Raw genomic sequence first — 14,492 nt, 5'->3', positions numbered from 1 at the left:
TTTGCAGTTGTAATCCCTGTTTGATAGTTACATCAACTGTTGATCCAGCAACACGTGTTGTTGAACTAAAGACTGTTCTTCAGAGCGATCTAACCTAAGTGTTATTGGTTCTTTTGCGAAACAGATCCGCTCGTCTAGCATCGGTGTTCAAGGGGATAAACTAACTTTGGGGATTCTGCGCTTAATCAATTCAATCTGTTTAATCAGCCTTCACTGCCTTCCTGATTTCTAAAACTAAAGCAGACATTGCCGTGCATTGATTGCCGAATTCTTATTGTCGGCAACGGCCGGGTATTAACTGCGATAAAGGAGCTGTCCCATGTACCAGCGTTCCCGTTCATTACTGGCCATCGCGGTGGTCGGTGCGATCTGGCAACTTCCGGCGCAAGCCGAAGATACTTCCACGCGCGTTGACGATGACACACGGCTGGGTACCGTGCTGGTCACCGGCACCCGGGGCACTGCGCGCACGGTGCTCGATTCTCCGGTGCCGGTTGACGTGTTGACCGCCGCTGACCTCAAGTCCACTGGCGCTGCCGACGGTGAGTTGGGCCAGGCGCTGCAAACGTTGCTGCCCTCGTTCAGCATGCCGCGTCAGTCCAACTCCGGTGGCGCTGACCATGTGCGTGCGGCGCAGTTGCGCGGCATGAGTCCGGATCAGGTGCTGGTGCTGGTCAACGGCAAGCGCCGGCACACCTCTGCGGTGGTCAATGACTCGTCGAAAATCGGTCGTGGCACGGCGCCGGTGGACTTCAATTCGATCCCGATCAGTGCGATCAAACGCATCGAAGTGCTGCGCGATGGCGCCGGGGCGCAGTACGGCTCCGATGCGATTGCCGGGGTGATCAACATCATTCTCGACGACGCTCCCGAGGGCGGCGAAGTGTCCACCAGCTACGGCGCCTATCACACCCATCAGGATGCTATCGGTCGCACCACCACCGACGGCCAGAACAGCGTGACCACCGCCAAGATCGGCACGCGCCTGGGTGAAGAGGGCGGGTTCATTCGCGGCGGCACCGAGTACAAAAACCGTAACCCGACCAACCGCGCCGGTTACGACGGCTTTGCCGATACCCCGCAGCAGCGTAACTATGTGATGGGCGACGGTCTCGCGCGGGACGTCAATCTCTGGTTCAACAGCGAGCTGCCGCTGGCTGGCGGCAAGGCCTACAGCTTCGGCACCTACAACCAGCGCCACACCACCGGCGCCGAGTTCTATCGCTACCCCTACGAACAGCCGCAGTTCTATCCCAACGGCTACCTGCCGCAGTCGCTGGGTGACAACAAGGACATCTCCGCCACCGCCGGTTTCAAAGGCATGATCGGCGAAGACTGGGATTTCGACAGCAGCGTCACCCACGGGCGTAACCGCTTTGACGGATCCACCCGGCGCACCCTCAACGTCAGCCTGGGGGCCGATTCGCCTACGTCGTTCGACACTGGCGATTACGAGTTGCGCCAGACCACCACCAACCTCGATTTCAGTCGCGAACTGCGCCTGGGCGGACGTTCGTTTGTGCTGGCGCTGGGCGGTGAATACCGCTACGAAAATTACCTGACCTACGCTGGGGACGAGGCTTCGTACATCGGCTCTGGCGCTGACGGCGCCAACGGTTTGCGCCCCGGCGAAGAGTCGGACCTGGACCGTAACGTGTTCGCCTCTTATGCCGAACTCTCGGGCGATCTCACTGACCGCTTGTTCGTCGACGCCGCCACGCGCTGGGAGCATTACGACGATGCCGGCAGCAAGCTCACCGGCAAGCTCAGTGGTCGCTACAAACTGACCGAACAATGGGCGTTGCGTGGTGCGGTGTCGAACAACTTCCGTGCGCCATCGCTGGCCCAGAGCGGTTTTCAGAACACCACCAGCAACTTCGGTGAAGGCGGCACGCTCACCGATATTCGCGTGCTCTCGGTCAACGATCCGATCGCGCGTGCGCTGGGCGCGCAGAAACTCGACCCGGAAACCTCGAAGAACTTCAGCCTCGGCCTGACCTTCCAGTTGAACGAACGCTTCGACGCTTCGCTCGATGTGTTCCGCATCGACGTCAAGGACCGCATCACCTTGTCGCAGCGCATCGGCAGCGACGCCATGGAGCAATACATCAACGACAACTTCGGCGTGGCCGGGGTGCATGACGTCAACTTCTTCACCAACGCTGCCGACACCAGCACCCACGGTGCAGAACTGGTGCTCAACTACCATCAGCCGCTGTATGACGGGACGTTGGGCCTGACGACCGCCTACACCTACAACCACACCAAAGTCACCAGCACCAAAGGCACACCGTCGCAACTGACGGCGTTGGGTATCGGCAACGATGCGCTGGTCGGCGTTGAAGAAACCAATACCCTGACCGACGCCGCGCCCAGGGATCGTTTCGTATTTTCCGCCAACTGGGCCAGCGAACACTGGGGCCTGCTCGGGCGTCTGACCCGTCAGGGCGAAACCACTCGTGTGTTCGACTTCGGCGATTCGCAACCGGAACAGACCTACGGCGCGGTGTGGCAACTGGATGCTGAGGTGACCTACAAATTCACCCCCAAATTCAGCGTGGCCCTGGGCGGCAACAACCTCACCGACAACTACCCGGAACGCTCCGGCTCGGCGATCAACTACGGCGGCAATCTGCCGTATGACGTGCTGTCACCGATCGGCACCAACGGTGCCTATTACTACGCCAGTGCCACCTACGGCTTCTGAGCCGAACCGCCACGGACGGCGGACCTTCTGCGGGACTCTGCATGAATCAATCAAACGGCCCCAAGCGCCATCTGCCGGTGCTGCAGGCGCTGCTGATCACGCTGGGCATGGTGATCACCACTGACATCCTCAAGACCGCGCCGACTGTGGCACTGGACGTCGGGCCGGATTATTTCTATTGGGTGTGGATACTCGGCGGCGTGGCGTCAATGGCCGGTGCCATGTGCTTCGCTGAAATGGCCACGGCGTTTCCGCATCCGGGCGGCGATTATCACTTTCTGCGCACTGCTTATGGCGAGCGCATGGGGTTTGTGTTTGCCTGGTCACGTTTCTCGGTGATGCACACCGGCTGGATCGCGTTGTCGGCGTTCATGTTTGCCGATTACTTCAACGCCGTGGTGCCGCTCGGTCGCTATGGCTCGGGGCTGTTTGCTGGCGGGATCATCGCTGCGCTGGTGCTGCTTAATCTCACCGGCAAGCACATCGGTTTCATCACCCAGACCTTGCTGGTGGGCCTGTTGGCGCTGGGCTTTCTGAGTATCGCCAGCGCTGGTGTGTGGCTGGCGTGGCAGGGGATTGAAGCACCGCCACCGAGCGTTGCGGTTGCGCCGGAAAACACCGGGATGGCCGGGTTTTCCGCGGCGATGATTTTCGTCTTTCTCGCGTTCGGCGGCTGGAGCGATGCGGCGACCTTGTCGGCGGAAGTACGCGATGGTCGACGCGGAATATTCCTCGCCATGCTCGGTGCGCTGACGTTGCTGATGGCGATCTACCTGGCGTTGAACTGGGCGTTTGTCCGTGGCTTGGGGTTCGCCGGGCTGGCGGCGAGCAACGCACCGGGCGTGGACCTGTTGAACCGCGCATTCGGCGCGCCGGGTGTGCTGCTGATTCTGCTGATGGTCGGGATTGCGGCCATCGCCACCATCAATTCTACCTTGCTGGTCGGCGCTCGCACCGCCTACGCCGCCGCCCAAGACGTGCCGCAGTTGCGCCGCTTCGGCGAGTGGGACAAGCGCGACGGGGTTCCGCGCAAGGCCTTGCTGGCGGAGGGCTCGGTGGCCTTGTTGCTGGTGCTGTTCGGCAGTTTCACCCAGAGCGGTTTCAACACCATGGTCGAGTACCTGACCCCGGTGTACTGGCTGTTTCTAAGCTTCAGCAGCCTGGCATTGATCGTCCTGCGTCGGCGCTTTCCCGAAGTGCCGAGACCAGTGAAGGTGCCGTTGTATCCGCTATTGCCTTTGCTGTTTTTAGGCCTGTGCCTGTACATGCTGTATTCCAGCGTGACGGTGGTGGGGTGGGGCGCGTTTCTGGGAATGGGGGTGTTGCTGGTCGGCGCGCTGCTGTTGGCCGGATTGAGCCGCCTGGCGTCGACGCCTCGGCAGGCCCTCGGTCAAGTCACTGACTAAAACGATACTTCGGCGGGTTGCGACAGACGCAGTACCGACAAGTCCCCGGTAATGCGTTTGTACGCCAGCCGAATCGCCTCGATGTTGCCGGCGTTCTGCGGATTGTTCTCGTGCAGGATCACGATGACCTTGGTACTCAGCCGCTCCGGCTCTTTCGCCCCATGATCGCGCCACTGCCCATACGCATCGAGAACAGTGAAACCGTCGGGAAACCGCGACGTCACTTCCTTGTCGAGAAACTCGCGCCAGCGCGCAGGGCTTACGGCGCCTTCCTTGCCATCCACCGTGCCTACCGAGAAGTACAACTCGGTGCGGATCCACTGCGCCTGCGCCGGTCGCGTGGCATCACCTTGCAGGGTCGAACTGGCGGGGTCTTTGGTGTGCACGGAAACGGCAGGAGGACTGGCGCACCCGGCGACAGCGACAAACAGTGCAGCCAGTAACAGGCGTCTTTGCATGGAACTTCCTTTTTGAATCAAGTGTGGTTTGCACAATTATAGGGGGCGAGGTTAATAGCGATAAAAGATTAAAAACTGGATGGCTGATTGATGAATGGAATAAGCAAAATAATCGGTGCGGGTTAGACCGATAATTTCTTTCGGTTATTTATATAGCGTTGTTTTACATATCGATAATGGCGCAATCGCCGTCAACGCATTTGATCTTTCTGTCATGGCGTCTGTTTAGCTGCTGCAACATCTCACTGTGCATATAACGCTGCGCTTGAGCGGTTTGAACATCGTTTTTGGCTGTTTGATGGACGTCTTGTTCGAGAACTTCAAGTCCATAGAATCAGCGCCATCAGCTTTTTCATCCAGTTCTTAAATCCTCAGGGAGCTACACCATGATGAACGCCATGCAGATGCAAATGCCAATGAACGCCAACATGCCGATGATGCCAATGACGGGCATGCCGATGATGATGGCGACCATGAGCTGCGAAATGATGGACGACGGCATGATGTGCAAGATGATGCCGGCCGCTGGCATGGACATGGCCATGTTCAAGAACAGCGGCGCCATGATGCAGATGATGATGGACTGCGGCATGCCGATGACGATGCATTGCGGCAACATGAGCATGATGTGCATGTCCCAGGCGGCGATGGCGATGCCGATGATGAACATGATGATGCCAATGCCGATGATGGGCATGCCGATGCCATCGATGAAGTGCGTGATGGAATGCACCATGATGGCCGACTGCATGATGTGCAAAATCATGCCGATGCCCGGCATGAGCATGGACATGATGAAAAACTGCTGCGCCCTGATGATGAAAATGATGAACGACTGCAGCATGCCAATGATGATGAGCTGCAACGGCATGCCGATGATGTGCTGCACCTGCTGATTTCCGGCAGCACAAAAAAGCCCCCGACGGCCCAAGGCCTCGGGGGCTTTTTCATTCCATTGACCAACACTTGTCCAGCCCACACCACGCCGGCTTCGGCTATCACCACGAAACCATGTGGGAGCGGGCTTGCTCGCGAAAGCGGTGTGTCAGGCAACGCAGATGTTGAATGTGCGAAAGCCTTCGCGAGCAAGCCCGGCTCCCACAGGGATCTTCAGTGGCCATAAATCTTGAACCCACTTGGAAACCTGTGGGAGCTGGCTTGCCAGCGATGGCGATGTGTCAGGCAATGAGATGCCGTATCTGCCAACAAGCCTGGATCCCACGGCGATTCGTCAGTCCAGGCGTTCGGGGTAGGTCACTACCAGATAGGCCACCGCCTCGCTGTCCGCCGGGTTGCGGTAGCAATGGGGCTGGTCGGCATAGAACAGGATCGAGTCGCCGGTGGACAGCAGATAGCGTTCGTCATTGACGCTGATCTCCAGCACGCCTTGAGCCACCACCAGGTTTTCCTGCACGCCCGGCCCATGACCCTCGGACAGATCTTCGCCCAGCGGACTCAAACGCAGTTCATAAAATTCCGACTGCCGCGCCACGTCGAACGGGAACAGTGCACGGCTGACAAACGCACCGCTGGCACTCACCAGCCGTTTGCTCTGGCGCGCCGACAACACCGCCACGCCCTCGAACGCGCGATGCTCGAGAAACGCCGCCACCGACACCTTCAAGCCCTTGGCGATTTTGCACAGCACCTTGATCGACGGCACGCTGCGCCCGGACTCGATCTGCGCCAGCATTGCCCGGCTCACGCCGCATTGGCGCGCCAGTGCATCGAGCGACAAATGCCGCTTGCCGCGCAAGCGTTGCAGGTTTTGTGCGACCCGTTCGCAGATCGGGTCTTGTTCCAGTGCTTCGAGACGGTTCAGATCCAGCACAGGTTCGTCGGCGCTCGCCAGAAAACGCGAGGGATCACCGGCGTTCACGCTTGACGCGGCTCGGTCGAGCGCTTGGCCTGCACCCACTGAAAGGCCTGGTAACCGGCGTTGCGCGCATACATTTCCCACATGGCCCGCGCGAGTTGCTGGGCCTGGCGGCGTTTGCGGTAAGCGACGAAATCGATCAGATTGGCAGTCGGATTCATGGCGCACTTCACTGTGATCAATGAGGGGATGAACAGAGAGTACGCACAAATTCATATAACGATAAATACTGATTTTATATGTATTAATTCCTTTCTGTTCTTTGGTTGAGGTGGCACTCGCCGCGACACCTTTGGGAGCTGGCTTGCCAGCGATGGGGCTGTGTCAGTCATCGCTCTTGCAGACGGAACCACCGCCAAACCCTTCAGGGACTACGGGCTCGACGCCGGTTTCGCCAACGCAATCCCGGCATCCCCCAGACGCTTGAGAATCTCGAACAGCAGATCGCTCTTGGTCCCGCCGACGATCCGTGGGCTGCCGACGTAGCCGGTCACGGTCAGGGTGATGCCTTCCGGCGAAAGCTTGCTGAAGCGCACGTAGGCGGCCGGTTTGTCGAGGATGTTGTCGTTTTCGTGGTAGGTCTCCAACAGCAAATCCTTGACCTGCTCGGGGTCGATGTCCAGCGGGAACATCAGATCCAGGCTCGCCACCCCCTGGGCGCTGCCGCCGAGGGTGACGTTGCGCAAGTTCTGTGAGATCAGCTGCGAGTTGGGCACGATGACGATGGAGCGGTCGCTGAGCTGGATTTCCGTGGCGCGCACGTTGATGCGGCGGATGTCGCCCTCGACGCCGCTGATGCTGATCAGGTCGCCGACTTTTACCGGCCGCTCGGTGAGCAGGATCAGCCCGGAGACGAAATTCTTCACGATTTCCTGCAGGCCGAAACCTATACCTACAGATAGTGCGCTGACGATCCACGCCAGATTGGTCCAGCGCACCCCCAGTGATGACAGGGTCAGCAGGATGACGGCGGCGTAACCGATGTTGGAAAACAGCGTGCTGAGCGACGCGCACATGCCCGGGTCCATGTCGGTCTTGGGCAGGAACTCGTGATCGAGCCAGCGGCGCAGCGCGCGGATCAGGTAGATGCCGATCAGCAGCGCCAGCATCGCGTTGATCAGGTGCGCGGGGACGATGTTCAGCTTGCGCAACCCGGCACCGCCAAGGATGCCCATTATGTTACTGGTCAACTGGCCGAGCGTGGTGCCGATGCCACCGACGAACAGCGCGATAACCGCCAGCAGCAGCAATCCGGCGCGGCTGGCACCGGACAGCAGGGTGGACACCTGCTCCAGGCGCCGATCGCTCATGCCCAGCGTCTGCTTGATGGTTTTGCCGGCGGAGTAGCGCGGCGAGAACAGGTATTCGCAGGCGTCCTTGACCACCTGAATCAGCAAATAGAATCCCGAGAGCACGATATAGGCCCATACCAGTTCATAGGTGATGAAGCGCGCCAGCGACACGTAACCGGTGATCAGCGCCAGCGCCGAAATGCACATTGACACCATGGCAACGCTGTAGATCACCCCGGCAAAGGTACTGCCGGCCGCCGGGTCATTGGCGGCGATCAACGCCTTGCGCACCTTGCCGGTGCGGACCAGCATCGGCAGCAGAATCGCGATCACCACAATGGCAATCACCCCGCGTTGGGCGATCACGATCTGGCTGCTCATGCCGGTGGCGTTGCTGACCTGCACCAGCGTCACCAGCACCAGCAAGGTGGCGGCGAGAATTCGCGGAAAAGGCTTCAGCGCCAGCGCCACCTCATCGGCAATCCCCGGCAGTCGCCACGAAGGATGTTGCGTCGACAGTAGCGCGCGGCTCAGGGCGGTGATCATGACGCAGGCGTAAACGGCTTTTTCGAACTCCTCGGAGAAGGTCGAGAGCATCGGCGTCAGCGGTTCGTGGCGCGTGCAGGCATAGAACAGCAGGTGCAGGGCAATGGCCGTGGTCGCCACGGTCGCCAGCGCCGAGGCGAAGGCCAGCGCGCTGCGGCGCAGGCGGCCCTCCGGCATGCGGTGGATGCACAGCCAGGTCAGCCCGCGTTCGGCGAGGCGGCGGCCGAGCGTCCAGAACAGCAGGGCCAACAGCATCAGTACGCACGTGAAAAATCGCTGTCCGGGCGCCCAGACCGTGGCCCAGGTTTCGTCCACCTGATCGATGAAAAAGCTCAACCGCTGGCGGTCGTCCGCAGCCGGCGAAACCAGCGGCGACCAGAAGTTCGGGCTGAGAATGCTGTCGGTGCGCAGCGTCAGTTCGCTTTCGAGCAGCGTACGGCGGATGCCGGAGATTTGCGTGATCAGGTCTGCAGCACTTTGTTTAAGTGCGCCGAGACTTTTGAGCGTGGCATCAACCTTGTTTTTCTGCTCGCTGAGTGTCGCCCGTTGCGCGGCGATATCCGCTTGTTCTGCGGCAATCTGCGTATCCGGCGCCGCGCCGAGCACACCCAGTTGCACCGCCATTTGCGCCTGCTGCGGCAGCAACGCCGCCGACAGGCGATCGACATCCAGGATAAAGGTCTGCACCCGGTCCTGCGGGCCCTCGAGCTGGTTGTAATTGTTGGCGGCGGAAATCTGCTGCTTGAGCCCGTCGAGGCGCAGTTGCAGGGCCTGCAGATCGCTTTGTGACACTTCCACCAGCGGTACCGTGGCAGCCACCGAGGGCGCCGGCAAATCCGCCGCCCACAGTGCCGAACCGCTCGGTATGAGCAGGGTCAGCGTCACAAACAACAACGACTTCAAGACGTTACGCATGGACGGGCCGGTTCCGGTTGAGCACACAATCTATGAGGTTAGGTGATCGAACCGGATGCCGAGAAAAATTTCCGCTGAGCAGGGCCGGCTCGTGGCAAAGCTGTGCCCTGCGTGCTTGTGGCTAAGGCGGGTTGTGCCGATTGTTGGCAGCCCGCGATGCCTTGCGAAACGGCAGCAACATGCCGACGCGTTGCTGGTAGTCCTGATATTGGCGACCGAAGACGCCGAGCAGATCTTTCTCTTCCAGATGCGCGCCGATCAGGATGTAGAGGCTGCTGGTCATGGCGAACAGCAGATGGCCGACGCTCATTACCGGCGTCGCCCAAAAGGCGATCAGAAAACCCAGGTACATCGGGTGCCTGACCACCTTGTAGAGCGAGGGTGTGAGAAAGTGCGAGGGTGGCGGCTCAGCGTGCTGAAAAGCTCTAAGGGCCTGCTTCAGACCAAACAGCTCGAAGTGGCTGATCAGGAACGTCGCCAGCAACACCAGCCCCCAGCCGACCCAGAACAGCCCGACAAGCAGGGCGCTCAGGACAGGTGTTTCAACGCTCCAGACCGGCAGGGCAATCGGTCGCCAGGCATACATCAGCAGGATCAACACCAGACTGCTGCACAACACGTAGGTGGCACGCTCGATTGCGGCGGGTATCACTCGGGCAAGTCGGGCCTTGAAGCCTTGTCTGGCCATGACGCTGTGCTGCACGCCGAACAGGGTGATGAGCAGAATATCGACCAATATCGACTCGATCAGCGGCTGTTGTGACCCCGAATCAATGTGCCGGGGCACCAGCTGTCTGCCGAGAAAGCCGATCAGGTACAGGACGGTGGCCAGAAACAGCAGATAGCTGGTCAGGCTGTACAGCAAATAGAACAGGCCGGTAGGCCGGGATGTTGCGCTAGAGGTCTTCATGATCCATGCCTCGCGGTCATGGCGTGGACTGCAAACTCGCACCTTGGGTTGGATGAAGGAGGGGGAATATTGAATCTAGCAGGGAACGCCGGTTTCGGCTGGCGGGAAAGAGAGAAAACGATGGATGCCCTCAGTCTTGGCGGGTGAGGCTGACTTTGCTGATGAGGTGAAACCGCGTGGCTTGCAGGTTTCACTGTGGCTGCCGAGTCGCTGGCGGATGTTAATCAGGAAGTTGCGGAAATAGTCGACCCGCTCGGCGACGCGCTCTCGCTGGTTTCGACCGGTTCCAAGGCCGCTTCAGCGGCCATTTTCGCGCGGTCGGCCTTGCTGATGTACTTGGGCTTTTTCGGTGCCAGTTTGGCACTGGCCTTTTTCGCCTTTTCCTTGAACAACTGCTGCAGTTTCTTTTGACGGTTCATGTTTACTACTCGGTGGACGGGAGTGGGGCGGGTGCCGATCAGGCGAGCATTAGAACCGGCTGTGAGCGATTTGGCGAGCATGTAAAGCTCGCCGTGGATCAAACCTGATTGCAGTGGCTCATGGCTTCACTGTCGCGAGGAAATCGCTGATCAGCCCGACCACCTGCTGCTGGATGTCCTCACGCGGTCGCGCCTTGTCGCCATCGCGGCAAATGATGCCGTCGCCCGGTGCGTCTTCTTCGAGCATTTCGATCGCTCCGGGTTTGCAGATCGACATGAAGCTGAAGTGGCTGGCGTCGCGGATTTCGACATAGCGCGTGGTGGCTGGCGGCAGACGTTTGGCCAGATCAGCGGACTCCAGTTGTGCCGGCAGATCTTCGGACGGCGCACCGGCGGCGATCACCAGCGCTGGCACGGGCAGCGCGGCGAGGCTGGCGTCGGTCATGCCGCGCGACAGACCGAGGTCCAGCGAGACGACGGCGGTGACCGCAGGGTAGCGCCGGTCGGCAGCCAGCTCGGCCCTGGCTTGCGGCGTGCTGGCGGGATTCATTTGCTGGTAGACGCGGCAGCTCGCAAGCTGCGCATGGACCTTGCAGTCCTCGGCGAAACGCTCGGGATCGAACCGCGCTCCGGCGGTTTCCAGCGCGGTCCAGCCGCCGAGTGAATGGCCGACCACGGCGATACGCTGTGGCGCGACGGCACCAAACTGTCCCGGTTGCGCCATTACCGCTTCGATCGCCCGCCGCAGATCGACCGGCCGTTGCCACAACTGTGCGGCGGCTTGCGGGCTGCGATCGTGGGTGGTGCTGCCGGGGTGATTGACGGCTGCGACGATGTAACCCCGATCGGCCAAGGCAGTCGCCAGCCACATCTGGTTGCTCCAATTGCCGCGATAACCGTGGGACAGCACCACCAGCGGATGCTCACCGGTCGTCGGCGCTGCGTCGCGCACGGCAGACCCGCTGACGAAGACCGGACTGTCATCGATCAATTGCGCTGGCGCGTTAGTGGTCGCGGGGTACCAGACGACCATCTCCAGCGGACGCTGCGGGTCCGGCAGGGTGGTGCTGTGGAAACCGATGGGGTGGGTGTCGGCCACTGCGATAGTGGGCAGACTGATCAGCAGCAGGGTGCCGAGAGCTGTTTTCAATGTCGATTCTTCCTTGAGTGCATTTATTGTTGTGCGCGTCGCCTGCTGGAACAGTCGTTGACGGCCGACGGCAGATTAGTCGAGGCGTATTAAACAAGATAGCGACGCATGACCGCGCGTTTAAAGGCAGCAGCGGATTTGAAATGCCTCCCGCACCCCGCTAGAGTCGCGCCCCTTGTCCGGCCTGCAGTGTCGGCGATGGCTGGAAAAGAGGGCGATAGTTGAACGAACACACTTTGTCCTTGCGCCTGGAGCGCGTGGCGGCGCAGGTTCCGGCGGGGGCGCGTCTGGCGGATATCGGCTCGGATCACGGTTATCTGCCGGTAGCTTTGCTGCGCCGTGGCGCTATTGTCGCGGCGGTGGCCGGCGAGGTTGCGTTGACCCCTTATCACGCTGCGCTGCGCACGGTGCGCGAGAACGATCTGCAAACCCACATCAGTGTGCGGCATGCCAGTGGCCTGGCGGCGATTGAACCCGACGACGGAATCACTGCGATCAGCCTGTGCGGCATGGGCGGCGAGACCATCCGCAACATTCTCGACAGCGGCAAGGCGCGTTTGAGCGGGCACGAACGGCTGATCCTGCAACCCAATGGCGGCGAGCAGCCGCTACGCCAGTGGCTGATGGACAATGGTTATCGCATCGTCGTCGAGGACTTGCTGGAGGAAAACCGCTTCTTCTATGAAATCATCGTCGCCGAGCGGTCCGGGCCGGTCGCTTATAGTGCTGAACAGCTTTACTTCGGCCCCCTGCAGATGCAGGCGCGCAGCCCGGCATTTATCGCCAAATGGCAACGTCTGTTGCGTAAGAAACAGAAAACCCTGAAAGACTTCACCCAGGCTCGCAACGCAGTGCCCGAGGAAAAATTGCAGGAAACTGCGCAGCAGATTCAGTGGATTACTGATTTGCTGGCGTGAGCTGAGCGCGTCGTTCGTTTTTGGCTTGATGCTCGGCGATTCGCAAGTTGATCCACGCCCGGCTGTGAGCCAGCACCTTGTTGGTCATCGCCGTCGGGAAGTGAATGAACCCATGGGCGCAAGCGGGCAGCAGGTGCACCTCGACCGCTGCCGATGTTTGCCAGCGTGCAGCCAGCTCCAGGGTGTCGTCGCGCAGTGGATCGAGTTCGCCGGCAAACATCAACGCAGGGGGCATGCCGGTAAAGTCGCCGTACAGCGGTGACAACGGCGCTTGCTGACGTTGCGCCTCGCTGCAATCGGGCGTCAACAGGCGCAAGGCTTCAACCATGCCAGGGCCGTCCAGCACCAGCGTGTCGGCGGTCGCAGCACGGACGCTGGCGGTTCCGCTCAGGTCGTAGACGCCGTAATACAGCAAGGCACCGTGGATGCGCTGCAATAATTCGGGCGACGATTGCAGCCCCAACAACGTCGCCGCTGCCAGATGCCCGCCCGCCGATTCCCCGACGATGATCACTGGCAGATCCGCGAACTCATGGCAATTGAGCAACCAACGCGCGGCACCCAGACAATCCGCCAGCAACCCCTCGACGGGCGTGTTGGTTGCCAGTCGATAATCCACCGAAACCACCGTCACGTTGCACGCATTGACCAGGCCCGCGTTAAGTTCATCGTTCATCTGCGGGTTGCCGATGACCCAGCCGCCTCCGTGAATATCCAGCACCACGCCTCGGCTTTTGCTTTTAGGCCTGATAATCCGTAACGGAAGCGGGGCGCCGTTTGCATCAATCACGATGTTTTCGCCCTCCAGGCCATGTTTGCGCAGCTTGTCCGCGCCGGTCTTCTGACTGACTCGCAACAAGGTCTGAATCAGGCGCGGCGTGACGCGATTGCGGACTCGAAACCTTGGCAGCCAGGCGAGGGTTTTGTTGAAGCGCTGCATCTGCGCGATTTCGTGGGGAGCGAATTCGAGGTTTCGGGTGTCCATGCTGGTTCCTGTGACATTTGCTGATGCGCGTCGAATGGTTTGGGTCAAGCCAACACGTGCGACCTCTGCAATAATGACGACCATCCTGGCATGGAAGCCTATCAACTGCTGGTGCCAGCACCTTTATTCGTTTTGGAGGATTCCATGCGTGACATTATCGACGGCTTTCTGCGCTTCCAGCGCGAGGTTTATCCGCAACGCGTCGAGCTGTTCAAGCAGCTCGCGACGGAACAAAATCCCAAGGCGTTGTTCGTCACCTGCTCAGACAGCCGTGTTGTGCCCGAGTTGCTCACCCAGCGCGAACCTGGCGAACTGTTCGTGATTCGTAATGCCGGCAACATCGTGCCGTCATACGGTCCTGAGCCGGGCGGGGTCTCGGCCACTGTCGAATATGCGGTCGCAGTGCTTGGCGTGCAGGACATTGTGATCTGCGGCCACTCGGACTGCGGAGCGATGGGCGCGATTTCCCGTTGCACATGTCTGGATCATCTTCCGGCGGTGGCCAACTGGCTACGTCACTCGGACGCCGCGAAAGCGATCAACGCCGCACACGATTTCGACACGCCCCGCGCGAAGCTCGATGGGTTGGTACGTGAAAACGTGATCGCGCAACTGTCGAACCTGCGTACGCATCCGTCGGTGGCGCTCGCGCTGGAGCAGGGGCGCTTGAATCTGCACGGTTGGGTATACGACATCGAGGCGGGATGTATCGATGCACTGGATGGCGCAAGCCGTCGTTTCGTTTCGCTTGCCGAATCGCCGAACACCGTGGCGATCGCTGCGCGCAACGGCAAGCAGGTGTAATAGTGGGGACGCGCTGTTGTGCAGCGCGTCTTCTATATAGTCACCCGCTTCTACAGAAAGGAATTTGCAAATAGGGGGTTGACCATCAGTTTCAGTCCTGTATTATT

At 60.2% G+C, this 14,492-nt stretch carries 13 protein-coding genes; 5 read left to right on the top strand and 8 right to left on the bottom strand.

Annotated features, from left to right (window positions below):
* Positions 1 to 319 precede the first annotated feature (319 nt).
* Positions 320 to 2,707, top strand: a complete 2,388-nt coding sequence (locus tag ACXR0M_RS07945; RefSeq protein WP_458831390.1) for a TonB-dependent receptor plug domain-containing protein — start codon at positions 320 to 322, stop codon at positions 2,705 to 2,707.
* 41 nt (positions 2,708 to 2,748) lie between these two features.
* Positions 2,749 to 4,113 carry an APC family permease gene (locus tag ACXR0M_RS07940; protein ID WP_458831389.1) on the top strand — a complete coding sequence of 455 codons (1,365 nt, stop codon included), beginning with the start codon at positions 2,749 to 2,751 and terminating at the stop codon, positions 4,111 to 4,113.
* On the opposite strand, the gene ACXR0M_RS07935 is transcribed toward ACXR0M_RS07940, so the two are convergent.
* Positions 4,110 to 4,571, bottom strand: a complete 462-nt coding sequence (locus tag ACXR0M_RS07935) for a DUF3574 domain-containing protein (RefSeq protein WP_458831388.1) — start codon at positions 4,569 to 4,571, stop codon at positions 4,110 to 4,112. The two genes, ACXR0M_RS07940 and ACXR0M_RS07935, sit on opposite strands and share 4 nt — an antisense overlap.
* A 386-nt stretch (positions 4,572 to 4,957) precedes the next feature.
* On the opposite strand from ACXR0M_RS07935, the gene ACXR0M_RS07930 reads away from it, so the two are divergent.
* The gene (locus ACXR0M_RS07930) at positions 4,958 to 5,467 is read left to right on the top strand and encodes a hypothetical protein (protein WP_458831387.1); all 510 of its coding nucleotides are present in this window, start codon (positions 4,958 to 4,960) and stop codon (positions 5,465 to 5,467) included.
* A 335-nt stretch (positions 5,468 to 5,802) separates the two neighbouring features.
* Here the strand turns inward: ACXR0M_RS07930 and ACXR0M_RS07925 are convergent, their stop codons facing one another.
* From ACXR0M_RS07925 to ACXR0M_RS07900, 6 genes are all read right to left on the bottom strand, one after another.
* Complete coding sequence (locus ACXR0M_RS07925; protein WP_458831671.1) at positions 5,803 to 6,393, bottom strand: helix-turn-helix domain-containing protein; 591 nt, start codon at positions 6,391 to 6,393, stop codon at positions 5,803 to 5,805.
* Positions 6,394 to 6,446: 53 nt separating this feature from the next.
* On the bottom strand, positions 6,447 to 6,608 hold the full coding sequence (locus ACXR0M_RS07920; protein WP_169840464.1) for a hypothetical protein: 162 nt from the start codon (positions 6,606 to 6,608) through the stop codon (positions 6,447 to 6,449).
* 210 nt (positions 6,609 to 6,818) lie between these two features.
* The gene (locus ACXR0M_RS07915) at positions 6,819 to 9,200 is read right to left on the bottom strand and encodes a DUF3772 domain-containing protein (protein ID WP_458831386.1); all 2,382 of its coding nucleotides are present in this window, start codon (positions 9,198 to 9,200) and stop codon (positions 6,819 to 6,821) included.
* 121 nt (positions 9,201 to 9,321) lie between these two features.
* Positions 9,322 to 10,110: a methanethiol S-methyltransferase gene (gene mddA, locus ACXR0M_RS07910; RefSeq protein ID WP_458831385.1), complete on the bottom strand. Its 789-nt coding sequence runs from the start codon at positions 10,108 to 10,110 to the stop codon at positions 9,322 to 9,324.
* 224 nt (positions 10,111 to 10,334) lie between these two features.
* On the bottom strand, positions 10,335 to 10,529 hold the full coding sequence (locus ACXR0M_RS07905) for a DUF2986 domain-containing protein (RefSeq protein ID WP_458831670.1): 195 nt from the start codon (positions 10,527 to 10,529) through the stop codon (positions 10,335 to 10,337).
* A gap of 118 nt (positions 10,530 to 10,647) precedes the next feature.
* Positions 10,648 to 11,679 (bottom strand): alpha/beta hydrolase family protein, encoded by a 1,032-nt coding sequence (locus ACXR0M_RS07900; RefSeq protein ID WP_458831384.1) that lies wholly within the window; start codon positions 11,677 to 11,679, stop codon positions 10,648 to 10,650.
* 221 nt (positions 11,680 to 11,900) lie between these two features.
* Between ACXR0M_RS07900 and ACXR0M_RS07895 the strand changes: the two genes are divergently transcribed.
* Complete coding sequence (locus ACXR0M_RS07895) at positions 11,901 to 12,596, top strand: tRNA (adenine(22)-N(1))-methyltransferase (protein ID WP_458831383.1); 696 nt, start codon at positions 11,901 to 11,903, stop codon at positions 12,594 to 12,596.
* On the opposite strand, the gene ACXR0M_RS07890 is transcribed toward ACXR0M_RS07895, so the two are convergent.
* On the bottom strand, positions 12,577 to 13,581 hold the full coding sequence (locus ACXR0M_RS07890; protein ID WP_458831382.1) for an alpha/beta hydrolase: 1,005 nt from the start codon (positions 13,579 to 13,581) through the stop codon (positions 12,577 to 12,579). The two genes, ACXR0M_RS07895 and ACXR0M_RS07890, sit on opposite strands and share 20 nt — an antisense overlap.
* A 144-nt stretch (positions 13,582 to 13,725) precedes the next feature.
* On the opposite strand from ACXR0M_RS07890, the gene ACXR0M_RS07885 reads away from it, so the two are divergent.
* Complete coding sequence (locus ACXR0M_RS07885) at positions 13,726 to 14,385, top strand: carbonic anhydrase (protein WP_458831669.1); 660 nt, start codon at positions 13,726 to 13,728, stop codon at positions 14,383 to 14,385.
* Positions 14,386 to 14,492 lie beyond the last annotated feature (107 nt).

The organism is Pseudomonas sp. Eth.TT006 (assembly GCF_054456575.1).
Note: the sequence above shows the minus strand (reverse complement) of the source record. Positions and strands in the feature narration are given on the sequence as shown.